Origin of the sequence: Bacillus sp. Cr_A10, from assembly GCF_029222665.1 — a bacterium.
In the GTDB taxonomy this organism is placed as follows: domain Bacteria; phylum Bacillota; class Bacilli; order Bacillales_A; family Planococcaceae; genus Psychrobacillus.
Window position 1 is genome coordinate 44,430 of sequence record NZ_JARHXR010000008.1, and the last position, 25,978, is coordinate 70,407.

A 25,978-nucleotide genomic window follows, 5' to 3' on the forward strand; every position below is an offset into this window, starting at 1 on the left:
TTGCTTGAAAAATTTAGGTCGAGCGTAATTAGGTTAAAGATAAATAACCAAGTGGCTTAAACACTTACTCTCCATTTTATTCTCTTAATCTTCTAACCTTTGTTTAATATGTACATTCAGTGTAAAATAAGTAGTAAATATACTATTGGAGGTCTATGCAATGAAGTTCAAATCAGTTTTTGACATAATTGGACCTGTTATGATTGGACCATCTTCTTCCCATACTGCAGGAGCAGCACGTATAGGAAGAGTAGCAAGAGATTTATTTGGAAAGCAGCCTACATGGGCAAGAATACATTTATATGGTTCATTTGCAGAGACCTATAAAGGACATGGAACAGACGTAGCGATTATTGGTGGATTGCTAGATTACGATACGTTTGATGAGCGTATAAAAACAGCCTTTGAAGATGCAAAAAAGGTTGGACTGACATATGAGTTTATTCCTGAAACCGCTCACACAGAGCATCCGAATACTGCTCGTATTGTGATTGGTGACGGAATACAAGAAATGTCGATGGTCGGTATTTCCATAGGTGGCGGAAAGACAGAAATAACTGAGTTGAATGGTTTCCCGCTTCGTCTATCAGGTAATTTAGCGGCAATTTTAGTAGTGCATGAAGATCGTTCTGGTTGTATTGCGAGCGTGGCAAATTGTCTTGCTAAATATGATATTAACATCGGTCATATGGAAGTTTCTCGTAAAGAAAAAGGAAATATGGCGTTAATGGTAATTGAAGTGGATCAGAATGTGGATGCCAATATACTTGCGGAATTATCTACATTACCTAATATTACACAAGTTACTAGAATAGCGGACTAAGGAGGAAGATAAATGGATGTTTTATTTCATAATGTTCGTGAATTAGTTGATTTAGCTAACAAAGAGCAAAAACTGATTTCAGAAATCATGATCGAACAAGAAATCTTAATAACAGAACGTTCAAGAGAAGAAATAATGGCTCAAATGGATCGTAATTTGACTGTAATGGAAGAAGCGGTAGAAAAAGGCTTGAATGGAGTTCGATCAACGTCCGGCTTAACGGGTGGAGATGCGGTGCTACTTCAAAATTATATGCAAAGAGGAAACACTTTATCTGGAGAATTAATGCTAGATGCAGTTAGTAAAGCAGTTGCAACAAATGAAGTGAATGCAGCAATGGGTACTATCTGTGCGACTCCGACTGCTGGTTCTGCCGGTGTTGTACCGGGAACATTATTTGCAGTGAAAAACAAGTTAAATCCCACAAGAGAGCAAATGATTCGTTATTTGTTCACAGCGGGTGCTTTTGGTTTTGTAGTTGCCAACAACGCTTCTATTTCTGGAGCGGCAGGTGGCTGCCAAGCTGAGGTTGGATCAGCAGCAGGTATGGCAGCAGCAGCAATCGTAGAAATGGCGGGAGGAAACCCTGAACAAAGCGCTCAAGCTTTTGCAATTACCCTTAAAAACATGCTTGGCTTAGTGTGTGATCCTGTAGCGGGTCTTGTAGAAGTTCCATGTGTAAAACGAAATGCAATGGGTGCCTCTAATTCATTAGTGGCAGCAGATATGGCATTAGCAGGTGTAACAAGTCGGATTCCATGCGATGAAGTAATAGATGCCATGTATAAAATTGGCCAAACAATGCCAACTGCATTAAAAGAAACTGCTCGAGGCGGGCTTGCAGCAACTCCTACAGGAAAATGGTTAGAATCCAAAATTTTTGGCGGAGCAGTAGTTAATAGTGGAAACTAAAAAGAATGAGTTAGTTACTTCCTTAAAAGGAGTGGGAAGTGGTACAGCTAACGCATTGCAAGAATTAGGGATCATCACATTAGAAGATTTGGTTATGACTTTTCCCTATCGTCATGAAGACTTTCGATTAAAGAACTTAGCGGAAACCGCTCATAATGAACGAGTAACAGTGGAAGGAAGGGTCGAAAGTGAGCCTTCTCTTCTTTTTTTAGGGAAAAACAAATCGAGATTGCAAGTCCGTTTATTAGCAGGACAACATCTGATTAAAGCAGTTTTTTTTAATCAAGCTTATTTAAAAACGAAGATAACACCAGGTGCAGTCATTACAGTGACCGGAAAATGGGACAGGGGAAGACAAGTCATAAATGTTTCTACCTTTTCGGCTGGCCCTAAGACGGACCAACAAGATTTTGAACCTGTCTATTCATTGAAAGGTACGATTAGCCAAAAGACTTTTCGGAAATTTATGAGACAAGCATTGGATGAGGTAAATGGATACCTAGTAGACATCTTGCCTGCATCAATTAGAGAAACCTATCGTTTGCCTGATATTTCGACGGCGTTGGAAGGAATACATTTTCCACAAAATGCAGAGCATTCAAAAGATGCAAGAAGACGTTTTGTCTATGAAGAATTATTAATTTTTCAGTTAAAAATGCAAGCTATAAAGAAAGCTCGTAAGGAACAAAATATCGGTAACAGCGTTGCGTTCAATAATGATTTGGTGAAAAAATTAATTGAATCTTTACCGTATGAATTAACTGATGCACAAAAAAGAGTTGTAAACGAAATTTGTCGAGACTTAAAAGAACCTTATCGTATGAACCGCCTTTTACAGGGAGACGTAGGCTCAGGAAAAACAATTGTTGCTGCTATATGTTTATATGCAGCTATTACTGCGGGTTATCAAGGAGCACTTATGGCTCCTACGGAAATATTGGCGGAACAACATGCTACTTCTTTGGATGAATGGCTTACCCCAATTGGAGTCAAAATTGCTTTACTGACTGGTTCTACAAAAGCGAAGGCTCGTCGTGTTGTATTAGAAAATTTAGAAGCCGGTAATATAGATTTGTTAATAGGAACTCATGCATTAATTCAGCCTGACGTCTCATTTAAAAAATTGGGCTTAGTTATTACAGATGAGCAGCATCGATTTGGAGTAGAACAACGAAGGGTTTTGAAGGAAAAAGGGGAAAATCCGGATGTATTATTTATGACGGCAACTCCGATACCCCGAACTTTAGCCATTACAGCGTTTGGAGAAATGGATGTATCTGTTATAGATGAAATGCCTGCTGGCCGAAAGAAAATTGAGACTCATTGGATGAAGCAAGATCAAATGTACAAACTAATAGTCCGGTTAAAAAAGGAATTAGCTAAAGGAAGACAGGCTTATATTATTTGTCCACTTATTGAAGAGTCAGAAAAACTAGATGTTCAAAATGCTGTAGACGTATACAATATGATGGTTACTGATTTGGGAACAGGCTATTCAGTAGGTTTGATGCATGGACGTCTTCATCCTGATGAAAAAGAGCAAGTGATGAGGGATTTCTCAGAAGGGAAAGTTCAAGTTCTTGTCTCAACAACGGTCGTTGAAGTAGGAGTAAATGTACCGAATGCAACCTTTATGATTATTTTAGATGCGGAACGATTTGGACTTGCCCAACTACATCAGCTAAGAGGGCGTGTGGGACGAGGAGAACACCAATCGTATTGTATCCTACTTGCTGATCCAAAATCAGAAGAAGGAAAAGAACGAATGATATCCATGACCGAAACGAATGATGGTTTTGCGCTTGCTGAAAAAGATTTAGAATTGCGTGGTCCAGGTGACTTTTTCGGTAGAAAGCAAAGTGGGTTACCAGAATTCAAAGTAGCAGATCTTGTACATGATTATCGTGCACTTAATACTGCAAAAGTAGATGCAGAAGGATTGTTGGATTCAGATGCTTTTTGGCAGTCTGAAGAAATGGAAGGTCTAAGAACAATATTATTAAATTCCAAAGCGCTAGATGGTGAGCGTATTGACTAAAGAGAATGCTGGAAGGATTGCAAATCAATTCTTGCATTCTTTTTTTAATATTTATATACTGATATTAGTACCAAGTGCTAAAATGGTGGTGATTGGATGAAATACTCAAAAAAAGAAAGACAGAAGTTACTACTTGATACATTAGATAAAAACCCATTTATCACGGATGAAAAATTAGCTTCTACATTCAATGTAAGTGTGCAAACAATAAGACTTGATCGAATGGAATTATCTATTCCGGAATTGCGAGAGCGTATAAAAACTGTAGCAGCACATAATTTTGAAGAAGAAGTGAAATCACTTCCTATCGACGAGGTAATTGGTGAAATAATTGATATTGATTTAGATAAACAAGCGATTTCTTTATTAGATATTACAAAAGACCATGTGTTTGCAAGAAATGGAATAGCGAGAGGGCATCATTTGTTTGCACAAGCCAATTCTTTGGCTGTTGCTGTCATAAATGATGAATTAGCGCTTACTAGAAAATCTAATATCACATTTGTGAAACCTGTTCAAGAAGGTGACAGAGTGATTGCAAAGGCTGTAGTAGTTTCTAGCGATATGGAAATAAACACAACGCTTATTGAAGTAACGAGTAAAGTGGAGAATGACACTGTTTTTGTAGGTCAATTCAGTATGTATAGAGTGACAAAGTCTTAAATAAGGTGATGACATATGAAAATTTCAATTGATGCAATGGGTGGAGACAACGCCCCACATGAAATAGTGAAGGGCGTATATGACGCATTACAAGCTTTCGAAGATCTGCATATTCAGTTATATGGGGACGAGGAAAAACTGTCTTCTTTAGTAACTGCTCATGACCGATTGCAAGTGATACATACAAATGAGATTATTGAAGGTACCGATGAACCCGTACGAGCTGTCCGGAAAAAGAAAAATTCGTCGATGGTAAAAATGGCAGAGTCCGTGAAAAACGGAGAAGTCGATGCATGTGTTTCTGCAGGAAATACGGGAGCATTGATGGCAGCGGGTTTATTTGTTGTTGGTCGTATTGACCAAGTGGATCGACCAGCACTTGCTCCTACCTTACCGACATTGGATGGAAAAGGGTTTGTAATGCTTGACCTGGGAGCAAACTCAGATGCAAAACCGGAACACTTAGAACAGTTTGCTGTAATGGGAAGTGTGTATGCAGAAAAAGTTCGAGGTATTAAAAATCCACGAGTTGGACTTTTGAATATAGGGACTGAAGACAAAAAAGGAAATGAATTAACGAAAGCGACATTCGATTTATTAAAAGAAGCGCCAATCAATTTCGTTGGAAACGTGGAATCAAGAGATTTGTTAACTGGTGTTGCGGATGTCGTTGTAACGGATGGGTTTACCGGTAATATGGTATTAAAAACGATTGAAGGAACGGCATCTGGGATTTTTACTTTGTTGAAGGAAGCTTTTAATACTTCTACGAAAACAAAAATTTCTGCACTTCTTGTGAAAGGTCAGTTAAAAGAGTTAAAAGGGAAACTAGACTATTCAGAGTATGGTGGAGCAGGATTATTTGGTTTAAAAGCTCCTGTCATCAAAGCGCATGGTTCTTCTAATGCAAATGCAATTTTTCATGCCATCAGACAAGCAAGAACAATGGTAGAACATGACGTTTGTGGAATTATTCAAAGTACTTTAAGAAAGGAATTACCAAATGACTAAAATCGCGTTTATATTCCCAGGACAAGGTTCTCAATCTGTTGGAATGGGACAACAATTTATTGAAAATGACCCTACTAGTAAAAAGTATTATGAGCTAGCAGATGAAGTACTTGGCTTTTCTCTATCTAATATTATGTTAGAAGGACCTGCTGAAGAATTAACAAAAACTTTTCATGCGCAGCCCGCATTACTTACAACTAGTACAATGATTGCTAAAAAACTAACGGATGCCGGTATTTCTCCTGCTTATACAGCTGGACATAGCTTAGGGGAATATTCTGCACTCGTTGCCTCAAATGTAATCAGTTTTGAGGAAGCTGTTTTATTAGTTCATCAAAGAGGCTTGTACATGAATGAAGCAGTTCCGGCAGGTGAAGGTGCAATGGCAGCAATATTAGGGTTAGATAAAGAAGCATTAACAGAAGTAACAAATGAAGTATCTAAAAGTGGTGAAATAGTCCAAGTTGCTAACTTGAACTGCCCAGGTCAAATTGTCATTTCTGGAACGGTTGCAGGTGTAGAATCAGCTTCTGCAAAAGCGAAAGAAGCGGGGGCGAAAAGAGCGATTCCACTAGTAGTAAGTGGACCATTCCATTCAGAACTAATGCGACCTGCAGCACAAAAATTAGATGCCGCAATTTCAGCTGTTACGTTACATGATACGAAAACACCGGTAATTTCAAATGTCACAGCGCTTCCTGTAACAGAAGCATCAAGTATAAAAAACTTACTAGTTGAGCAATTATATTCTCCAGTTCGTTGGGAAGAATCAGTGGAGAAAATGTTGGAGCTTGGTGTAAATGTATTTATCGAATGTGGGCCTGGAAAAGTACTTAGTGGTTTAGTGAAAAAAATCGATCGCTCTGTAACAACATATTGCGTTTATGACGAAGCATCTTTGCAGCAAGTTATTACAGAATTAGGAGAGGTTAATAATGGGTAAATTAGATGGCAAATCAGCAATTGTAACTGGTGCTTCACGTGGAATTGGAAAAGATATTGCTCTTTATCTTGCAAAAGAAGGTGCAAAAGTAGCTGTTAACTATAGTGGCAGTAAAGAAAAAGCGGAAGAAGTAGTAGAGGAAATAAAATCATTTGGTGGGGAAGCTTTTGCTATTCAGGCGAATGTAGATCAATCCGAAGATGTACAAAATTTAATTAGTGCTACTTTAGAGAATTTTGGTTCTATCGATATTTTAATAAATAATGCAGGAATTACGAGAGATAATCTTCTAATGCGTATGAAGGAACAAGAATGGGATGATGTTCTTAATACAAACTTAAAGGGTGTCTTTCTTTCCACAAAAGCAGTTACACGCCAGATGATGAAACAAAGAAAAGGGCGTATTATTAATATTACTTCCATTGTTGGGGTTTCTGGAAATCCTGGTCAAGCAAACTATGTTGCAGCTAAGGCAGGTGTAATAGGTTTAACCAAAACTACTGCACTAGAGCTAGCTAGTCGTAATATTACAGTGAACGCTGTCGCTCCTGGTTTTATTACAACCGATATGACTGAGGCTCTTCCAGAAGAAGTGAAGGCTCAAATGTTAAGTCAGATTCCGCTTGCTAAGTTTGGAAATACGGAAGATATTGCAAAAGCCGTTGCATTTTTAGCATCGGATGATGCGAATTATATTACTGGTCAAACGTTACATGTTAATGGCGGCATGTATATGTAATTTTACAGACCGTTGAATAATGCTAGCAGTCGTTGGAGAACTTATTACCTCGACTATCGCAATTCGGTCTGAATTAATATTCATGAATTTATAATTACACTTTCCATAGGTTAGAGTTTTTTGTATAATCATTGAGGGGAGGTGACAAATTTGTCAACAGTATTAGAACGCGTAACGAAAGTAATCGTGGATCGTCTAGGTGTAGATGAAAGCGAAGTAAAATTAGAAGCATCTTTCCGTGATGATTTAGGTGCTGACTCTCTTGATGTAGTAGAATTAGTTATGGAACTTGAAGATGAGTTCGATATGGAAATTTCAGATGAAGATGCTGAAAACATTTCAACTGTAGGTAGTGCAGTTAGCTATATTGAAAGTAAACAAGCTTAATTTCAATAACATCAGAGACGTTCTACTCATTCCTTGCGAATAGAGATAGAACGTCTCTATTTCTTTTGCACAAAGCTATAGAAACAGGTAAACTTAAACAGATAGATCCATAAGCAAGAAAGGCAGATAATTCATGAAAAAAAGTACGCATACGAAAAAATCAGTTTTCCCTGAAAGTGTTAAAGAACATTTTAATCTCTTTCAACAACATTTTGATATTCATTTCGATAATCCAACATTATTGTATCAAGCCTTTACGCATTCATCTTATGTGAATGAGCATCGACGGAAATTTTTTGCCGATAATGAAAGACTAGAGTTTCTAGGAGACGCTGTTTTAGAATTGTCTGTTTCTCAATATTTATTTCAACAATACATGGGGATGAGCGAAGGAGAACTAACAAAACTTCGTGCAGCAATTGTTTGTGAGCCATCTCTTGTACTATTTGCCAATGAATTGAATTTTGGTAAATATGTATTGCTAGGAAAGGGAGAAGAATTGACAGGTGGACGTGAAAGACCTGCGCTTCTTGCAGACGTTTTTGAAGCATTTATCGGTGCATTATACTTAGATAAGGGACTTGCAACAGTTATTTCATTTTTAGAAAAAATTGTATTCCCTAAAATCGAACTCGGTGCTTTTTCGCATGTGATGGATTATAAAAGTCAATTACAAGAAATTATTCAGCAACAAAATAATGGAACGTTAAGTTACGAAATCGTGGAGGAAAAAGGTCCTGCACATAATCGAACCTTTGTATCTCGTGTTTTGTTAAGTACAAATGAACTTGGCATTGGAAAAGGGCGTTCGAAAAAAGAAGCGGAACAACAAGCTGCAAGGCTAGCAATTATTGCATTAAGGGATCATGAACGGGAGGAATAAGTTTGTTCCTTAAAAGATTAGAGATAATAGGATTTAAATCATTTGCTGACCGTATTGGAATCGATTTTGTACCAGGTGTTACTGCGGTAGTAGGTCCAAATGGTAGTGGAAAGAGTAATGTAACCGACGCGATTAGATGGGTATTAGGAGAGCAATCTGCTAAATCGTTGCGTGGGTCTAAAATGGAGGATGTCATTTTTGCAGGAAGTGACTCTAGAAAAGCGTTAAACTTTGCTGAAGTTACGTTAATATTGGATAACTCGGATAATAGAGTTGCTTTAGACTTTGCCGAAATTAGTGTAACTAGAAGAGTATTTCGTTCAGGAGATAGTGAATACCTACTAAACAAACAAACTTGCAGATTGAAGGATATCACGGATCTCTTTATGGACTCTGGACTTGGAAAAGAAGCATTTTCTATTATTTCTCAGGGGCGAGTAGATGAAATTTTAAATAGTCGTCCAGAAGATAGAAGAACAATATTCGAAGAAACTGCAGGAGTACTAAAATACAAACAACGTAAGAAGAAAGCTGAATTTAAACTGATTGAGACAGACGACAATTTAAATCGTGTATTAGATATTTTGCATGAGTTAGATAGTCGAATGGAACCTCTACAAATACAATCATCGCTTGCTTCGGATTATTTAAGAATGTCCGAAGAATTAAAAGATATTGAAATAGCAGTAATCGCACATGATTTAAGAATGTGTGTTCAGCAAAGTGCTGAATTACATAAAAAACTTCATACATTGGATGAAACAAAACAAGCACTTCAACTACAGATAGATGGTGTAGAGGCGACTATACAGGCAGACAGAAGAAAAATGTCTGATATAGATGAAAGCCTAGATACAAATCAAAGTGAGCTAGTAGAAGCAAGTTCTGAATTAGAGCGATTAGAAGGTAGAAAACTTTTACTAGCTGAGAAAAAACAAAATGCAAGTCAACAAATTTCCCAGTTAAAAAGAGCATTAGAAGAAGAACGCGAAAAACTTGAATTGCTCGAGAGACAGTTAAGAGAAAATGATGGTTCCAGAACAGAGAAACAAGTTTACTTAAAAGAACTTCGCTCCAAAAAGTTGCAAATTGACAAAGTCTTAAGTAAATCCGCTTCAGAAGTAGAAGAAGAAATAGAGGATTTAAAAAGTACTTATATCGATTTATTGAATGAAGAAGCTACTATGAAAAACGAAATGAAACATATGGAGCAGCAACTTCAATTTGAACTCGTATCTTCTGAAAAAATGATGGAAGATTATCGTGAAATAAAAGAAGAGCTAGAGAAACTAACTAAACGCAAAATGGAACTAGAATCTCGCCTGACTACTTGTCAAAAAGAGTTAGAACAGAAATTATTAGCATTTAAAAAGAAACGTGAAACAGCTGAACAGCTTGAAAATGGGTTGGAAGAACAACAGACGATGCTTCAAAAGGCATATCAAATGAAACATCAAATGCAAGCAAGAAAAGATTCTTTAGAAGAACTAGAATCGGAGTTTTCTGGCTTTTTCCAAGGTGTTAAAGAAGTATTGATTGCTAGAGAAAAAAAAGAATTACATGGTATTCATGGCGCGGTAGCAGAGCTGATTCAAATTCCGCATACGTATATGAATGCAATCGATACAGCAATTGGACAACAATCACAACATATTATTACTGATTCTAGTCAAGACGCGCGTTTAGCTATTGAATGGTTGAAAAAGAAGCGTGTAGGAAGAGCGACATTTCTTCCGCTCCAAGTAATGAAATCACGTAAGGTAAATGAGCAAACTTTAGCAATGGTAAAGGACCATCCTTCTTTTGTAAATACGGCGGACAAGCTGGTGAATTACAATGACGGGTATCAAATTATTGTGGAAAATTTACTTGGAAATATAATTATTGCAAAAGATTTAAAGGGTGCTAATGAAATGGCATCTCGTCTGCAATATAAATTTCGCTTTGTCACATTAGATGGTGATGTCGTGAATGCAGGAGGGTCCCTTACTGGTGGTTCTGTTAAACAGCAATCCTCCTTATTTACTCGTAAAGTAGAGCTAGAACAGCTAAATGATAAATTAGTAGAGTTGGAAAAAACGGTTCTTCAAGCGGAAAAATCGGTTTCTTCGAAAAAACAAGAAGTTCAAGGATTACGATTAGAATTGGAAGAAACACGTCTTTTGGGAGAAAGTTTAAGGGAAGAAGAACTTAAATTACTTTCAGAAACAAGAGAGTGTACCGCTATTATTTCAAGGCTTACAAGTCAGTTACTTGAATATGATGAAGAGAAAACGGAAAAAGGTAACTTGCATGATGATTTAGTCCGTAAAAAAGAACAAACTTCATCTCGTAGCGTGGAGATAAAAGAATCATTAGTTACTATTCAAGCATCGATTGACCAGTTACAAGTTTTAAAACTTCAATCGATTGAAGAAAAAGACAAATTTCAAAATGAGCTCGGTGAGTTGTTATCTCAGATTGCTGTAGTGAATGAACAAGTTACGCAACAAGAAAAAGAAAAAATTCAAATTACCAATTCAATTCAAGCTAGCACGCATAAAATTGATACTTTAGATAAAGAAATTGCTTGGTATGAAAATGATGACCAAGAAGGCCCAACTGCCGATGAATTATCAAATCTCATTACAAAGTACAAATTGACAAAAGATCGATTAATTGAGCAAATTCAAGCTGAAAAAAGTAGCAGAGTGGAACTTTCCCAAAATATTAATAGCGCTGAAAACAAGCTTAAAGAGCTACAGCAAAAAGCGGGGCTCCTGACAAATGAAGAGCGTACCTTGGAGATTAAACTAAGTAAACTAGAAGTAGAAATGAACACGCTTCGCAATCACTTGGAAGAAACGTATGAGCTGAATTTGGAGGAAGCTGAAGGTGACTTCCCGTTTAAAATGGAAGAACAATTGGCACGCAAAAAAGTAACTCTACTAAAAAGATCGATTGAGGAGCTTGGTCCGATTAATCTTGGGTCTATTCAAGAATTTGAACAAGTGAGTGAACGTCACTCATTTTTAACAGAGCAACGAGAAGACCTACTTTCTGCCCAAGAAACTTTGCATGAAGTTATTAGAGAAATGGATGAAGAAATGACTATCCGTTTCGAAACAACTTTCAATGAAATACAATCTCACTTTAGAGTTGTTTTCCGTGAACTTTTTGGAGGTGGTCAAGCTGATTTAATTTTGACCGACCCTACTTCATTACTTGATACAGGGGTAGACATCATTGCACAGCCTCCGGGGAAAAAACTGCAAAATCTTACGCTTTTATCAGGAGGGGAGCGTGCGCTTACTGCAATCGCTTTATTGTTTGCTATTCTGCACACTCGTCCTGTACCATTTTGTATACTGGATGAGGTAGAAGCAGCCCTAGATGAGGCAAATGTGGCCCGCTATAGCAACTATTTAAAGAAATTTAGTCATGATACGCAATTTATCGTAATAACGCATCGAAAAGGAACAATGGAAGGTGCAGATGTATTGTACGGTATTACCATGCAGGAATCGGGTATTTCGAAATTAGTTTCAGTAAAATTAGAAGAAGAATTAGTAACTTAAAAAGGAGCTTAGAGAATGAGTTTTTTTAAGAAGTTTAAAGATAAGATGCTTGGATCGAAGGAAGAGATAGAAGAAACAGTTTCGATTACAAATAAATTTAAGGAAGGTTTAGCGAAAACAAGAAACCAATTTACTTCCAAAGTAAATGATTTAGTAGCTAAATACCGTAAAGTAGATGAAGATTTTTTCGAAGAACTAGAAGAAATATTATTACAAGCGGATGTAGGTTTTGAAACAGTTTCTGAATTAATGGAATCCTTACGTTTTGAAGTACAGCGTAAAAATATGAAGGATACTGCCGGAATCCAATCGGTTATTTCAGAAAAACTAGTCGAAATTTATGAAGCTGGGGATGAAAATATTACAGAGCTTCAACTGGAGAAAGATAGTTTATCCGTTATTTTGTTTGTTGGAGTGAACGGGGTAGGGAAGACTACTACAATTGGGAAACTTGCTCATCGTTTAAAAAGCGAAGGAAAGAAAGTCATTTTGGCAGCGGGGGATACTTTCCGTGCTGGGGCAATCGACCAACTTCAAGTATGGGGCGATAGAGTAGGCGTAGAAGTTATAAAACAAGCGGAAGGCTCTGACCCTGCTGCTGTTATGTATGATGCGATTAGAGCAGCTAAAACGCGTAATGCGGATGTTTTAATTTGTGATACCGCAGGTCGACTCCAAAATAAAGTGAATTTGATGAATGAGTTAGAAAAGATTCATCGTGTCATTTCGCGTGAGGTTCCAAATGCCCCTCATGAGGTATTGCTAGCCCTAGATGCAACAACTGGACAAAATGCACTTGTGCAGGCACAGACGTTTAAAGAAGCGACAAATGTTACTGGAATTGTATTAACGAAACTAGATGGTACTGCAAAAGGTGGTATCGTATTAGCGATACGTTCGAAACTTCATATTCCTGTAAAATTTGTTGGACTAGGCGAACAAATGGATGATTTACAACCATTTGATTCCGAAAAATATGTGTATGGACTTTTTGCTGAAGGTTTAGAGTTGGAAAGTGAAAATGAATTAAACGAAGAAAATGAAGACAAGTAAAAATACTTGACAGTTGTATCCTCAATTAATAAACTAGAGGATGTAATTGAATTGGTAAGGAGAGATGGGAATGATTGAAAAAACAACACGCATGAATTTTCTCTTCGATTTTTACCAGGCATTATTAACAGATAAGCAAAGAAGCTATATGCAGCTTTATTATTTAGATGATTTATCCCTTGGAGAAATTGCAGAAGAATATGATATTTCCAGACAAGCTGTTTATGATAATATACGTCGTACAGAAGCAATGTTAGAGGAGTATGAAGAAAAACTTAACCTCTTTACGAAATTTGAAAAACGTCAGGAAACGATAGAGCAGCTATTGCTTTTAGCAAAGGAGCAATCATCTGAAGATAAACTGATTGAACTCATTAATCAATTAAAAGAATGGGATTAGGAGGCGGCATGCATGGCATTTGAAGGATTAGCTGAGCGACTCCAAGGAACGCTTCAGAAAATTAAAGGTAAAGGAAAGATTTCTGAAGCAGATGTAAAAGAAATGATGAGAGACGTTCGTTATGCACTACTCGAAGCAGACGTAAACTTGAAAGTAGTAAAGGAATTCGTCAAAAATGTTTCGGAACGAGCTGTTGGGCAAGATGTAATGAAAAGCTTAACACCTGGTCAACAAGTCATTAAAATTGTTAAAGACGAATTGACAGAGTTAATGGGTGGAGAACAAAGTCAAATTTCTTTTTCATCAAGACCACCTACCGTAATTATGATGGTTGGTCTTCAAGGTGCTGGTAAAACAACCACTACTGGAAAGCTTGCGAATGTATTACGCAAAAAATACAATAAAAAGCCACTATTAGTAGCGGCTGATATTTACCGTCCTGCAGCTGTTAAGCAGCTTGAAACAATTGGTAAGCAGTTATCATTACCTGTTTTCGCATTAGGTACTGATATTTCACCTGTAGAAATCGTAAAACAAGCGATGGAGCATGCAAAAGCAGAGCATAACGATGTTGTGATCATTGATACTGCGGGTCGACTTCATATTGATGAAACCCTTATGCAAGAATTAAAAGATATTCGTGCCATCAAAGAACCAGATGAAGTGTTTTTAGTGGTAGATGCAATGACTGGGCAGGATGCAGTCAATGTAGCGAATAATTTTAACGAATCCATTGGCATTTCCGGTGTCGTATTAACGAAGCTTGATGGGGATACTCGAGGCGGAGCGGCTTTATCTATCCGTTCTGTTACGCAAAAACCTATTAAGTTTGTTGGTATGGGTGAAAAGATGGATGCTCTTGAACCTTTCCATCCAGAGCGAATGGCTTCTCGAATTTTAGGTATGGGAGATATGATGTCTCTGATTGAGAAGGCACAAGCAAATGTTGATGAAGAAAAAGCGAAGGAATTAGAAGAAAAATTCCGTACGCAATCTTTTACTTTTGATGACTTTTTGGAACAAATTAGTCAAGTGAAGAAGATGGGACCGTTGGACGAAATTTTGAAAATGCTCCCAGGAGCAGGCAAAATTAAAGGACTAGAGAATGCAAAAGTGGATGAAAAGCAAATGGATCGTGTTGAAGCGATTATTTATTCCATGACTACGCAAGAAAAAACAACTCCTGAAATTATTAATGGTCCTAGGAAGAAAAGAATTGCTAAAGGATCTGGTACGTCTATTCAAGATATCAATAGACTATTGAAGCAGTTTGAAGATATGAAAAAAATGATGAAACAAATGACAAACATGCAACAAAAAGGGAAGAAAAAGATGAAAATGCCTGGTTTAGACTCACTTTTTAAATAATTTTCCCTGAAAAAATTAGGGTGTTAAGAAAAAACACTTTACAAACAAATAAAAGCTTGATAATATACTATCTTGTGTGAAACTATTCGGAGGTGCAATAAAAATGGCAGTTAAAATTCGTTTAAAACGTATGGGAGCAAAAAAATCTCCTTTCTATCGTATTGTAGTAGCAGACTCTCGCTCACCACGTGATGGTCGTCAAATTGAAACAGTAGGTACTTACAACCCACTTACAAAACCAGCTGAAGTTAAAATTAACGAAGAATTAGCGTTAAAATGGCTTCAAGACGGCGCAAAGCCATCTGATACAGTACGTAACTTGTTCTCAGAACAAGGTATTATGGAAAAATTCCATAACGCAAAACTCGGCAAATAATCGGAGGGGACAATGTGAAGCAGCTGATCGAAGCAATCGTCAAACCATTAGTTGATTATCCAGATAAGGTTCAGGTTGTTAAAGAAGAAAATGTAAATCGTATAGTTTACAAACTTTCTGTTCATCCTGAAGATATGGGAAAAGTAATTGGCAAACAAGGGCGGGTAGCGAAAGCGATTCGTACTATTGTTTACTCAGCAGCAGGCAGTCACCAAAAGAAAAAAACATATGTCGACATTTTAGATTAATGTACAAAGAGGGAGAACAATTTGTTCTTCCTTTTTTGATAGGAGGTAAAAAATATTCATGGAATGGTTTAACGTTGGTAAAATAGTCAATACGCATGGTATATGGGGTGAGGTACGTGTTATCTCCAAAACAGACTTTGCAGATGAACGTTATGAAGTGGGTAGTGAGCTAGGGCTGTTTAAAGCAGATGGATCGAAACCAATCACCGTTAAAATAGCTACTCATCGAAAGCATAAAAACTTTGATTTATTGACATTTGAAGGCTATTCATTATTGAAAGATGTAGAACCTTTTAGAGACGCTATTTTAAAAGTATCTGATAAGTACCTTTCAGAATTAGAAGAAAATGAATTTTACTATCATGAAATAATCGGATGTACAGTTTTGTCTACAGAAGGCGAAACGATCGGAACTGTTACAGAAATTCTTGAAACAGGTGCCAACGATGTTTGGGCAGTTCAGCCTGCAAAAGGGAAAACACATTACATTCCATACATTGAAGATGTAGTAAAGTCAGTAGACGTTGATAATAAGAAAATTGTTATTGAAGTGTTAGAAGGTCTATTATCATGATGAATATTCACATTCTTTCTCTATTTCCAGAAATGTTTGAAGGTGTTTTTAATACATCCATTTTGAAAAAAGCACAGGAAAAGAATGAAGTTGTACTTAATGTCGTGAACTTTAGAGATTTTTCAGGAAACAAGCATCATCAGGTTGATGATTACCCTTATGGTGGTGGAGCTGGGATGGTATTGAAACCTGAACCACTATTTAACGCAATAGATTCTTTAACTACGAATAAACAACAAAAGCGCCGAATCGTTCTACTTTGCCCTCAAGGGGAGCGATTTACGCAGAAAAAAGCAGAAGAATTAGCAAAAGAAGAAGAGCTTATTTTCATTTGTGGTCATTATGAAGGTTATGATGAGCGAATTCGAGAACATCTGATCACAGATGAAATTTCACTTGGAGATTTCGTATTAACAGGTGGAGAATTGGCAGCTATGACTATTGTGGATAGTGTCGTTAGACTATTGCCTAATGTACTGGGCAATGCAGAATCTCACGAAAAAGATTCATTTTCTACTGGACTGCTTGAGCATCCTCATTATACTCGACCGGTTGAATATCGAGGTTATAAGGTGCCAGATGTGTTGTTGTCAGGTAATCACGCAGAGATTGAAAAATGGAGAAGAGAACAATCTTTAAAACGAACGCTTGAAAGAAGACCGGAGTTACTGGAATCGATTGATTTAAGCAAAAAGGATCAAGAATTTATTAATAAATATAAGAAACAATAATCTTTCATTTATGCATTGCATCTATTAAATGTTTGTGGTATATTCTACTATGTACTTCTATGTGGAGTATGGATTTTGGGTGTTCCGCTGCAACAGATAATGGGTGTAAGAGCATTCTATATAAGGAGAGAAAAATGATGCAAAACATTATTTCAGAAATCACAAAAGAACAATTACGTACGGATCTTCCTGATTTCCGCCCTGGTGACACAGTACGTGTACACGTTAAGGTTGTTGAGGGTACTCGCGAACGTATCCAAATGTACGAAGGTGTTGTAATTAAACGTCGTGGTGGTGGAATTAGCGAAACTTTTACAGTTCGTAAAATTTCTTCAGGTGTTGGCGTTGAGCGTACATTCCCTGTACACACACCAAAAATTGCAAACTTAGAAGTTGTTCGTCGTGGTAAAGTTCGTCGTGCTAAATTGTACTACTTACGCGATCTACGTGGTAAAGCAGCTCGTATTAAAGAACGTCGCTAATAGTAAAAAATCAAATGTTGTAGTGAGGGTGATTCCACCTTTCGCTACAACATTTTTTCTTTTCAACTCGTTGAGAAACGCTTTCATTCTTCGTTACTTGCGTATCGTCGTTAGCTCATGAACTTAAAGTTCTATTCGCTTCCGCCTTGCGCGGCGTGCGGGCCTACACGATGTAGGTCATGCGACCGTTGCGACAAGGATGTCGCAGTTTAGGTCGCCTCGACTGAAAAGCGCTTTCAAGCGAGTTGAAATATATAGATTGATAAGGGTTCGCATTCTTTGTTACTTGCTCCTTCGGTTACTCGTCGCAAAGTAACTTTGCTGGCGCTCCTTGAATGCCAAGCGCTTTCAATCAGTTTAAAAAAAGACTTTGAAATAATAATCTTTCAAATTATTTAAGCTTCGATGTAAGCTCATGAACTTAAAGTTCTATTCGCATCCGCCTTGCGCGGGCGTGCGGGCCTACACGATGTAGGTCATGCGACCGTTGCGACAAGGATGTCGCAGTTTAGGTCGCCTCGACTGAATAGCGCTTTCAAGCGAGTTGAAATATAAAGATTGATAAGGGTTCGCATTCTTCGTTCCGGAAAGTTAAGTTAGATTTAGTTGAAAGATAATTAGAAATCATATCATTTCTTTTTGCTTGAATGAGAATTTCCCTGTACAATAAAGGAAGTATATAAAGGGGGCAAGTCGATGGAACGAGCTAAGAAAGAAAAGAACGAATTGTGGGAATGGTCCAAAGCATTGTTAATCGCTTTTGGGATTGCTGCAATAATTCGCTTCTTTTTATTTACACCAATTGTAGTAGACGGAGAGTCAATGATGCCGACTTTAAAAAATGGGGACCGAATGGTTGTCAATAAAATCGGTTATATGGTTGGTGAACCAGATCGTTTTGATATAGTAGTATTCCATGCACCAGAGCAAAAGAATTACATCAAACGAGTAATTGGTCTTCCTGGAGATCATGTGGAATATAAAAATGATCAACTATTTATAAATGGAAAAGAAGTTGAAGAGCCATACTTAGAACAATACAAAAATGAAATTACTGAAGGATCTTTAACCGATGATTTCACATTAGAAGATATTGCCCAAGTTGATAAGATACCTGAAGGCTTTATATTCGTTATGGGTGATAATCGTAGATATAGTAAAGATAGTCGACATATTGGACTAGTTGCCATCGATGAAGTGATTGGAAACACAAATATCGTTTTTTGGCCATTTGATGAAGTTGGTTTTGTAAAATAAAAATTTAGTAAGATGCCTGAGGTTAGATAGTTAAGGAAAAGTAACTTTCTCATCCTTTAAGGAGGAGATATAAAATGACAATACAGTGGTTTCCAGGTCATATGGCCAAAGCGAGAAGAGAAGTAACTGAAAATTTAAAGCTCGTAGATATTGTTTTTGAATTAGTGGATGCACGCTTGCCATTGTCTTCCAGAAATCCGATGCTGGACGAAGTAGTGCACCAGAAAACAAGATTACTTATTTTGAACAAGATGGATATGGCAGACGAAGCACAAACGAGAAAATGGATAGCTTATTTTGACTCAATAGGGCTCCCTACAGTGGCGATAAACTCTTTAGAAGGAAAAGGTCTACAATCTGTTTTTAAAGCCGCTAAAGAGCTATTAAAGCCTAAATGGGATCGCATGAAAGAAAGAGGTATCAAACCTCGTGCTATTCGTGCAATGATTGTAGGAATTCCAAACGTCGGGAAATCTACACTAATTAATCGTTTCGCAAAAAAGAATATAGCGAAAACAGGTAATACACCAGGTGTTACTAAAAGACAGCAATGGATAAAGGTCGAAAAAGAAATAGAATTATTGGATACTCCTGGTATTCTTTGGCCTAAGTTTGAAGATCAACAAGTAGGCTATAAACTTGCATTAACGGGAGCTATTAAAGATGCTGTTATCAATATGGAAGATTTAGCGGTGTATGGTCTTCGTTTTTTACAAGAGCATTATCCAAAGAGGATGGAAGAAAGATATCAATTGACAACAGTTAGCGAAGATTTAGTGGATACATTCGATCATATTGGTAAGTTAAGAAGATGTTTTGCCGGTGGCGGTGAAATTGATTATGATCAAGTTGCAGAGCTGATTGTAAGGGATATTCGAAACCTTCATCTTGGTCGACTAACGTTTGATTTTGTAACCGAATAAGACATAAATAATTTACCCTTTTTGCCACTTGGTGAGAAGGGTTTTCTCGATTTTTTAAGTTGCAAGCTAGGTCAAATGTGTAAAAGCTGCTTTCTTATATGAAAGCAAGGTGCCAATGTAAGGTGCTGTATAAACTGTGCTGCACTAAATAGACGCTTACGCTTTTCATATATTGGCCGATACATAGATTAAGTACAAGAAAGTTGATGTGAATGAAATGTTAAGTTTGAAGGACATAAAAGAAAAATTAGAAAATGCAACTTCATGGGAACCATGGATGAGCCAACTAGAAGATGATAGTAGAATTGGTGCCATGAAGCTATTAAATACTTGGAAGAATAGACAACAGCTTTTACAGATGGAAATTCGTTCCCACAACGATAAATGTTATTTCGATGCTAGTTTTAGGAAGTTCCACACGGATTTGGTTGCTGGAGTAGATGAAGCTGGGCGCGGTCCATTAGCTGGACCAGTTGTTACAGCAGCTGTAGTTTTAAATGAGAACACAGATAATCTAATTGGTTTAAATGACTCCAAGCAACTAACGAAAAAGAAGCGAAATGAACTTGCAACAAAAATAAAAGATAATTCGCTAAGTTATTTTATTCACTTTCAACCAGTAGAAAAAATAGATGAACTTAATATTTATGAAGCGACGAAACAATCCATGACAAAATCTGTTTTAAGCTTGAAGGAAAGTCCTTCAATAGTTTTAGTAGATGCTATGAAACTACCAATTGAAATGGAAACACATTCCATTATAAAAGGCGATGCTAAGAGTCTAGCGATTGCAGCGGCTTCTATACTAGCTAAAACTGCGAGAGATAATTATATGGATCAGTTGCACGAGGAATATCCTCAATATTTATTCAATAAACACGCGGGGTATGGAACAAAGCAACACGTTGAAATGATATATAAATATGGTCCTACTATTCACCATAGAAAAACATTCGAGCCGATAAAATCTATATTACTTAAATGAGGTGAAAACATGTCATCAACATCTTTTTCTTCCATTCAAGCACAACAAACGAAGATCCTTTCACCTAATATGCAAACTTCGATAAAAGAAGGACAAGTAGTCCATGGAACAATTAAGAAATTATATCCAAATCAGACTGCAGAATTGCAAATAGGCAATCAAAAAGTAATAGCTAAGCTGGAAACTCCGCTAAAAGCAGGGGATGCACATTTTTTTCAAGTAACTAATACGGAACCGGAGTTGCAACTGAAAGTCGTAACAGGACCCCTCACAAACGGGAACACATTAGCTCAACAAGCGCAACAACTTTTGCAAGCGATGAATTTAACAAAATCAACAGAAATGCAGGCAGTAATTCAGTTCTTTTTAAAAGAACAATTGCCAATCTCAAAAGAAATATTAGTTCAAGCAGAACAGCTATTAAAACAATTACCTCCGAATGTATCAATAAAGCAAGCAATGGAAACAATTCAAAAAATGTTGGACCTAAAAATACCTTTGTCACAACAAATGTTTGATGCTGTTTTAAGTGGTAAGTCTACTAGTGGCCTACAATCACTGATTCAAGAATTTAAACTAACGTTACAACAAGATTTGACACTATCAAAAAATGATAAGAACACTCTACTTCAAAGTTTGCAAAAGTTAGCGGAGCCGTTTGGAGAACCTGTAGCAGGTGTATTGCTAGGAAAACAAATAGAAGTGTTACAAAGTCCGGTAGCAAACTTGGCTACAAAGTTGCCGATACTACAGAGTTTAAAAGAAGCGGGTGTCTTACCTCCAAATGTTACTTTAAATAATCTTTTGCCAGCTTCAACTCTTTCTACGATGCCTAATTCAGCAGCTGACATTATAGCAAACTTATTAAAAGCTCCGGTAAGTGAAAAAAGTATCGTAATGGACCAGATTCGAAATTGGGTTAGCGCACAACCTTTGTTAACATCTGAACAAAAGGTGCAACTAGGGATTTTGTTAAAAAATAATTCTCAGGCCGAACAAATATTAACGCTAAACAAGTCGCTTTTGGAAGTATTTGCAAAGCAGAGTCAGGAAGCTGTTTTTTTGAAAGATCAACATGGATTAACTGCAAAAGAACACTTACTATCATTATTTGGAAAAGGTACCAGTAAGGAAATGGTTTCTCAAACGCTTCAGCAAGTACTGTCCAACAATAAGAACAGTCAGCAACCGATATTTTCTACAGCTCTTCAGCAAGCTGAACAAAATGTGCTTCAACAGTTGGATGGAAAAGCATTTGAGCACGCAATGAAAGAAGCTTTAAAGTCACTTGGTTTTAGTTATGAAGCAAAACTCGGGGGAGCTAGCGAGGAGGTTAGACAGCTTGCAAGCCAATTGAAACCTCAATTGATAGACCTTCTTCATAATCAGGTTATTTCTGCGCCACTAAAAGAACAAGCAGAACTACTTTTGAATCGAATGAATGGTCTGCAAATATTGTCGAATGAAAACGGGCCACAGCACCAGTTATTAATGCAGGTTCCATTAGAATTTTTAGGAAAGAAAATGGATGCGACCCTTGAATGGAATGGTCGTATGAAAGAGGATGGCAAAATAGATTCTGATTATGCTCGTATCATGTTTTATTTACATTTAGATTCTTTAGAAGAGACAGTTGTAGATATGCAGGTTCAAAATCGTGTAGTAACCATCTCTTTATACAATAACGATACCAGCTTAAAACCAATTGCCAACGTATTTTATGACACCCTTAAGGAAGGCTTATTGTCAGTGGGATACCAACTCTCCGGTGTATTTGTCAAAACGTTTGAAGAAAATAAACTTACGTCACCGAAGAAATTACTGGGAAAAGACTCACAAGGAGTAGATATTCGTATATGAAAGAGGAAAAACATTTTCGTAAAGAAGCAGTCGCATTAGGATATAAACCGGGAATCATTGATGCCCCTACTATTCTTGCAAAAGGAAAAGGAAAAATAGCAGATAATATTTTAATGAAGGCAAAAGAACATAATGTTCCTATACAAGAGGATCGTAGTTTAGTAGAACTTCTCGGTCAATTAGATATAAATCAGTCAATACCAGACGAGCTATATCAAGCGGTAGCGGAAGTATTTGCATTTATTTATCGAATTGATCAAGAGAAAGGAAAAATGAATTAATCTAAAAATATTTGAATATTCTATGTTTTAGAGAAAAAACTTACTTTTGTAGACAAGAAGTGACAGGTTTATTACAATGATAAAGGTAGTAAATTACTTGACATAAGTTTGATTGGAGGACGTAAGATGAATATCCATGAATATCAAGGGAAAGAACTCCTCAGACAATACGGTGTAGCAGTTCCTAATGGGAAAGTAGCATTTTCTCCGGAAGAAGCTGTTAAAGCTGCAAAAGAACTAGGTTCTGAAGTTGTCGTTGTAAAAGCCCAAATCCACGCTGGTGGACGCGGTAAAGCAGGCGGAGTAAAAATCGCAAAAAACTTGGACGATGTTCGTGCATATGCGAAGGAACTGTTAGGGAAAGTTTTAGTAACACACCAAACAGGTCCAGAAGGTAAAGAAGTAAAACGCCTTTATATCGAAGAAGGTTCTGATATCCAAAAAGAGTACTATCTTGGTTTAGTTTTAGACCGAGCATCTTCTCGTGTAACTTTAATGGGTTCTGAAGAAGGTGGTATGGATATCGAGGAAGTGGCAGCTGCTACTCCTGAAAAAATCTTCAAAGAGGAAATTGACCCTGTAGTTGGTCTTACTGGTTTCCAAGCACGTCGTATGGCTTTCAATATGAATATACCTGCAAAATTAGTAAACAAAGCAGCAAAACTAATGCTTGGATTATATGAAGCATTTGTGGATAAAGATGCAGCAATCGTTGAAATCAATCCACTTGTTGTAACTGGTGCTGGAGAAGTTGTGGCATTAGATGCTAAATTTAATTTTGATGGAAATGCTCTTTACCGTCATAAAGACATCGTAGAATTACGTGACTTTGATGAAGAAGATGCAAAAGAAATCGAAGCATCCAAATATGACCTAAGCTATATTTCTCTTGATGGAAATATCGGATGTATGGTTAATGGTGCTGGTCTTGCAATGGCTACAATGGATACAATCAGCTATTACGGCGGATCACCGGCTAACTTCTTGGACGTTGGGGGCGGTGCTACAGCAGAAAAAGTAACGGAAGCATTTAAAATCATTCTTTCAGACAAAAATGTTAAAGGTATCTTTGTTAACATCTTTGGTGGAATTATGAAATGTGATATTATCGCTGAAGGTGTTATCGTTGCTGCGAAAGAAGTTGGACTTGAAGTACCACTTGTTGTTCGTTTAGAAGGTACAAATGTTGATAAAGGTAAATCTTTATTAAACGAATCAGGTTTAAACATCGTTGCTGCTGATTCAATGGCAGATGGCGCACAAAAAATTGTTGAACTTGTAGGCTAAGAAAGGCGGAGACAAAACAATGGCAATTTTTATTAATAAAGATACTAAAGTTTTGGTACAAGGTATTACTGGCTCCACTGCTCTATTCCATACAAAAAAAATGTTGGAATATGGTACAAAAATCGTTGCTGGTGTAACTCCAGGTAAAGGCGGTACAGAGGTAGAAGGTGTTCCTGTATTCAATACAGTTGAAGAAGCTGTTAAAGCTACTGGAGCAAATGTTTCAGTAATTTATGTTCCAGCTCCATTTGCAGCGGATGCAATTTTGGAAGCTACAGATGCAGAATTAGACTTGACTATTTGTATTACTGAGCATATTCCAGTATTAGACATGGTTAAAGTTAAACGTTACATGGAAGGCAAAAAAACTCGTTTAGTGGGACCAAACTGCCCTGGTATTGTGACAGCAGACGAAAGTAATATCGGTATCATGCCTCCGAATATCCATTCAAAAGGGCATGTAGGTGTTGTATCTCGTTCTGGTACTTTAACTTATGAAGCAGTTCATCAATTAACTCAAGCTGGTGTAGGACAATCTACAGCGGTTGGTATTGGTGGAGACCCAGTAAATGGTACAGATTTCATTGATGTATTAAAAGCATTCAATGAAGATCCAGAAACTTACGCAGTTGTTATGATTGGTGAAATCGGTGGTACTGCTGAAGAAGAAGCAGCAGAATGGATTAAAGCTAACATGACTAAACCTGTTGTAGGATTTATCGGAGGGCAAACAGCTCCTGAAGGTAAACGTATGGGTCACGCTGGAGCAATTATTTCTGGTGGTAAAGGTACTGCAGCAGAAAAAATTAAAGCAATGCAAGCGGCTGGAATGGAAGTTGCACCAACTCCTTCAGTAATCGGCGAAACTTTAATTAAAGCAATTAAAGCAGCAGGTCTTTACGACAAATGTAAAACACATTAATATTAAAGGTACGGCACATCATCCGGTGTTGCCGTATTTTTTTATATTTGGCTTTGGTATTATTCATTGTTGTTTTTAAGAATAGGGATTTTACACGTATGTGCGCTACAGCAGCCTACGCCTGAGTCTTCAAGAATGTTCCGCGGCTCCTCAGCAAAGCTCCGTCGCAGAAAAAGCATTGCTTCTCAATCCCCAACTGAAGTCTCATTCTTCGTGGTTTTGCGGCCAGCGCGAATTCAAATAGATTCGTAGATTCTAGTATGAGTATCTTAACTACAGCGAAGTTTATCATAGCCAAAAAAAATAGGAGGAAAGCAATGATCAATTCAGAAGAGAAGTGGATTAATCGATTTTTAGCGTTACACTATGTATTTCCAGTCCCTATGAACAAACTACATCCCCTAATTGAATACAATCCCACATTACAATTAGAGAAAATGCAGACAAGCTTACTAGTAGGTCTCTTGAGTATTACTGAAAATCGAGCGATTCAACTTAAAAACATGTACCAAAAATTTGTGAAGACCCCATTTCTACAAATTTATGATAATCACCAAATTACCCCTATAATTTTTACCAATCCCAATTATCCTACAAGTTTAAAAAATCTTTACGATCCACCGGCGGTTCTTTATGTGAAAGGAGATACTTCTTTATTAAACATGCATAAAAAGTTAGCTATTATAGGTTCTAGAGAGGCAACCTATTATTCTAAGAAAAGTATCGAAACAATTTTACCTCCATTAATAAGCCAAAATTTCACTATTGTAAGCGGTCTTGCTAAAGGAGCAGATACAATGGCTCATGAAAGCACAATAGCGCTAGGAGGCAAGACAATAGCGGTTCTGGGCACAGGTTTATTTCATATATATCCGAAGCAAAATGAAGAATTAGCGAAAATAATGTCGAAAGAACATTTATTAATAACAGAATATCCACCATATATAACACCAAAAAAGTGGAATTTTCCTATGCGTAATCGTATTATTAGCGGTTTGTCACAAGCTGTCATTATTACAGAAGCTAAAGAAAAGAGTGGTACAGTTTCAACAATGGAGCATGCGTTAGAAAATGGAAAAGAAATTTTCGCTATACCTGGATCTATTCATTCCCCTTTGTCTGCAGGCCCACATAACCTTATTTTAGAGGGGGCAAAGCCTGTTTGGAATGGTTATCAAATACTTGAAGAACTACAAGAATTTGAACAAATAAACAATTAAATAAATGAAAAGACTTGCTTTCTTTAGAAATCTGTTATACATTTTGCAACAGGTA

General features: G+C 37.1%; 26 protein-coding genes. All 26 read left to right on the forward strand.

Translation table 11 applies throughout. From position 1 onward, the window contains the following. Positions 1–160 precede the first annotated feature (160 nt). Positions 161–823 carry an L-serine ammonia-lyase, iron-sulfur-dependent subunit beta gene (sdaAB, locus tag P2Q73_RS05915; protein ID WP_275784920.1) on the forward strand — a complete coding sequence of 221 codons (663 nt, stop codon included), beginning with the start codon at positions 161–163 and terminating at the stop codon, positions 821–823. A 12-nt stretch (positions 824–835) separates the two neighbouring features. After that, entirely contained in the window at positions 836–1,735 is a 900-nt protein-coding gene (gene sdaAA, locus P2Q73_RS05920) for an L-serine ammonia-lyase, iron-sulfur-dependent, subunit alpha (RefSeq protein WP_275784923.1), read from the forward strand. Beyond that, on the forward strand, positions 1,725–3,773 hold the full coding sequence (recG, locus tag P2Q73_RS05925; RefSeq protein WP_275784926.1) for an ATP-dependent DNA helicase RecG: 2,049 nt from the start codon (positions 1,725–1,727) through the stop codon (positions 3,771–3,773). Before sdaAA ends, recG begins: the two co-directional genes overlap by 11 nt. A gap of 96 nt (positions 3,774–3,869) precedes the next feature. Continuing rightward, on the forward strand, positions 3,870–4,436 hold the full coding sequence (fapR, locus tag P2Q73_RS05930; protein ID WP_053590011.1) for a transcription factor FapR: 567 nt from the start codon (positions 3,870–3,872) through the stop codon (positions 4,434–4,436). A gap of 15 nt (positions 4,437–4,451) precedes the next feature. Further along, a complete protein-coding gene (plsX, locus tag P2Q73_RS05935) occupies positions 4,452–5,447 on the forward strand; it encodes a phosphate acyltransferase PlsX (protein WP_053590010.1) in 996 nt (331 codons plus the stop codon). Further along, positions 5,440–6,390, forward strand: coding sequence for an ACP S-malonyltransferase (gene fabD, locus P2Q73_RS05940; protein ID WP_275784930.1), 951 nt, complete (start codon positions 5,440–5,442; stop codon positions 6,388–6,390). The genes plsX and fabD overlap by 8 nt, the downstream gene beginning before the upstream one ends. Continuing rightward, positions 6,383–7,129: a 3-oxoacyl-[acyl-carrier-protein] reductase gene (gene fabG / locus P2Q73_RS05945; RefSeq protein WP_053590008.1), complete on the forward strand. Its 747-nt coding sequence runs from the start codon at positions 6,383–6,385 to the stop codon at positions 7,127–7,129. Before fabD ends, fabG begins: the two co-directional genes overlap by 8 nt. Before the next feature lie 150 nt (positions 7,130–7,279). Next, positions 7,280–7,516: an acyl carrier protein gene (gene acpP / locus P2Q73_RS05950; RefSeq protein WP_053590007.1), complete on the forward strand. Its 237-nt coding sequence runs from the start codon at positions 7,280–7,282 to the stop codon at positions 7,514–7,516. A gap of 133 nt (positions 7,517–7,649) precedes the next feature. Next, positions 7,650–8,399: a ribonuclease III gene (gene rnc, locus P2Q73_RS05955; RefSeq protein ID WP_053590006.1), complete on the forward strand. Its 750-nt coding sequence runs from the start codon at positions 7,650–7,652 to the stop codon at positions 8,397–8,399. Between the two features lie 2 nt (positions 8,400–8,401). Continuing rightward, positions 8,402–11,956, forward strand: coding sequence for a chromosome segregation protein SMC (gene smc / locus P2Q73_RS05960; RefSeq protein WP_275784937.1), 3,555 nt, complete (start codon positions 8,402–8,404; stop codon positions 11,954–11,956). A 15-nt stretch (positions 11,957–11,971) separates the two neighbouring features. Beyond that, a complete protein-coding gene (ftsY, locus tag P2Q73_RS05965) occupies positions 11,972–13,009 on the forward strand; it encodes a signal recognition particle-docking protein FtsY (protein WP_056829247.1) in 1,038 nt (345 codons plus the stop codon). Between the two features lie 70 nt (positions 13,010–13,079). Continuing rightward, positions 13,080–13,409, forward strand: coding sequence for a putative DNA-binding protein (locus P2Q73_RS05970; protein ID WP_371256505.1), 330 nt, complete (start codon positions 13,080–13,082; stop codon positions 13,407–13,409). A 12-nt stretch (positions 13,410–13,421) separates the two neighbouring features. Further along, complete coding sequence (ffh, locus tag P2Q73_RS05975; protein ID WP_053590002.1) at positions 13,422–14,777, forward strand: signal recognition particle protein; 1,356 nt, start codon at positions 13,422–13,424, stop codon at positions 14,775–14,777. 103 nt (positions 14,778–14,880) lie between these two features. After that, positions 14,881–15,153: a 30S ribosomal protein S16 gene (gene rpsP / locus P2Q73_RS05980; protein ID WP_053590001.1), complete on the forward strand. Its 273-nt coding sequence runs from the start codon at positions 14,881–14,883 to the stop codon at positions 15,151–15,153. 14 nt (positions 15,154–15,167) lie between these two features. Further along, positions 15,168–15,401 carry a KH domain-containing protein gene (locus tag P2Q73_RS05985; protein ID WP_053590000.1) on the forward strand — a complete coding sequence of 78 codons (234 nt, stop codon included), beginning with the start codon at positions 15,168–15,170 and terminating at the stop codon, positions 15,399–15,401. Positions 15,402–15,459: 58 nt separating this feature from the next. Then, the gene (gene rimM, locus P2Q73_RS05990; RefSeq protein WP_275784944.1) at positions 15,460–15,975 is read left to right on the forward strand and encodes a ribosome maturation factor RimM; all 516 of its coding nucleotides are present in this window, start codon (positions 15,460–15,462) and stop codon (positions 15,973–15,975) included. After that, complete coding sequence (gene trmD, locus P2Q73_RS05995) at positions 15,975–16,706, forward strand: tRNA (guanosine(37)-N1)-methyltransferase TrmD (RefSeq protein WP_275785171.1); 732 nt, start codon at positions 15,975–15,977, stop codon at positions 16,704–16,706. Before rimM ends, trmD begins: the two co-directional genes overlap by 1 nt. A 137-nt stretch (positions 16,707–16,843) precedes the next feature. Beyond that, positions 16,844–17,188 carry a 50S ribosomal protein L19 gene (rplS, locus tag P2Q73_RS06000; RefSeq protein WP_053589998.1) on the forward strand — a complete coding sequence of 115 codons (345 nt, stop codon included), beginning with the start codon at positions 16,844–16,846 and terminating at the stop codon, positions 17,186–17,188. Between the two features lie 696 nt (positions 17,189–17,884). Beyond that, positions 17,885–18,445 carry a signal peptidase I gene (gene lepB, locus P2Q73_RS06005; protein ID WP_275784946.1) on the forward strand — a complete coding sequence of 187 codons (561 nt, stop codon included), beginning with the start codon at positions 17,885–17,887 and terminating at the stop codon, positions 18,443–18,445. A gap of 74 nt (positions 18,446–18,519) precedes the next feature. Further along, on the forward strand, positions 18,520–19,368 hold the full coding sequence (ylqF, locus tag P2Q73_RS06010) for a ribosome biogenesis GTPase YlqF (protein WP_053589996.1): 849 nt from the start codon (positions 18,520–18,522) through the stop codon (positions 19,366–19,368). 217 nt (positions 19,369–19,585) lie between these two features. After that, a complete protein-coding gene (locus tag P2Q73_RS06015) occupies positions 19,586–20,353 on the forward strand; it encodes a ribonuclease HII (protein ID WP_275785173.1) in 768 nt (255 codons plus the stop codon). 9 nt (positions 20,354–20,362) lie between these two features. Then, positions 20,363–22,213 carry a lysozyme family protein gene (locus P2Q73_RS06020; RefSeq protein WP_275784948.1) on the forward strand — a complete coding sequence of 617 codons (1,851 nt, stop codon included), beginning with the start codon at positions 20,363–20,365 and terminating at the stop codon, positions 22,211–22,213. Then, a complete protein-coding gene (locus tag P2Q73_RS06025) occupies positions 22,210–22,494 on the forward strand; it encodes an EscU/YscU/HrcU family type III secretion system export apparatus switch protein (RefSeq protein WP_275784949.1) in 285 nt (94 codons plus the stop codon). The genes P2Q73_RS06020 and P2Q73_RS06025 overlap by 4 nt, the downstream gene beginning before the upstream one ends. 126 nt (positions 22,495–22,620) lie before the next feature. Continuing rightward, positions 22,621–23,781 (forward strand): ADP-forming succinate--CoA ligase subunit beta, encoded by a 1,161-nt coding sequence (sucC, locus tag P2Q73_RS06030; RefSeq protein ID WP_053589993.1) that lies wholly within the window; start codon positions 22,621–22,623, stop codon positions 23,779–23,781. Positions 23,782–23,800: 19 nt separating this feature from the next. Then, a complete protein-coding gene (gene sucD, locus P2Q73_RS06035; protein ID WP_053589992.1) occupies positions 23,801–24,703 on the forward strand; it encodes a succinate--CoA ligase subunit alpha in 903 nt (300 codons plus the stop codon). Between the two features lie 317 nt (positions 24,704–25,020). After that, positions 25,021–25,923, forward strand: a complete 903-nt coding sequence (dprA, locus tag P2Q73_RS06040; protein WP_275784952.1) for a DNA-processing protein DprA — start codon at positions 25,021–25,023, stop codon at positions 25,921–25,923. Positions 25,924–25,978: the final 55 nt, after the last annotated feature.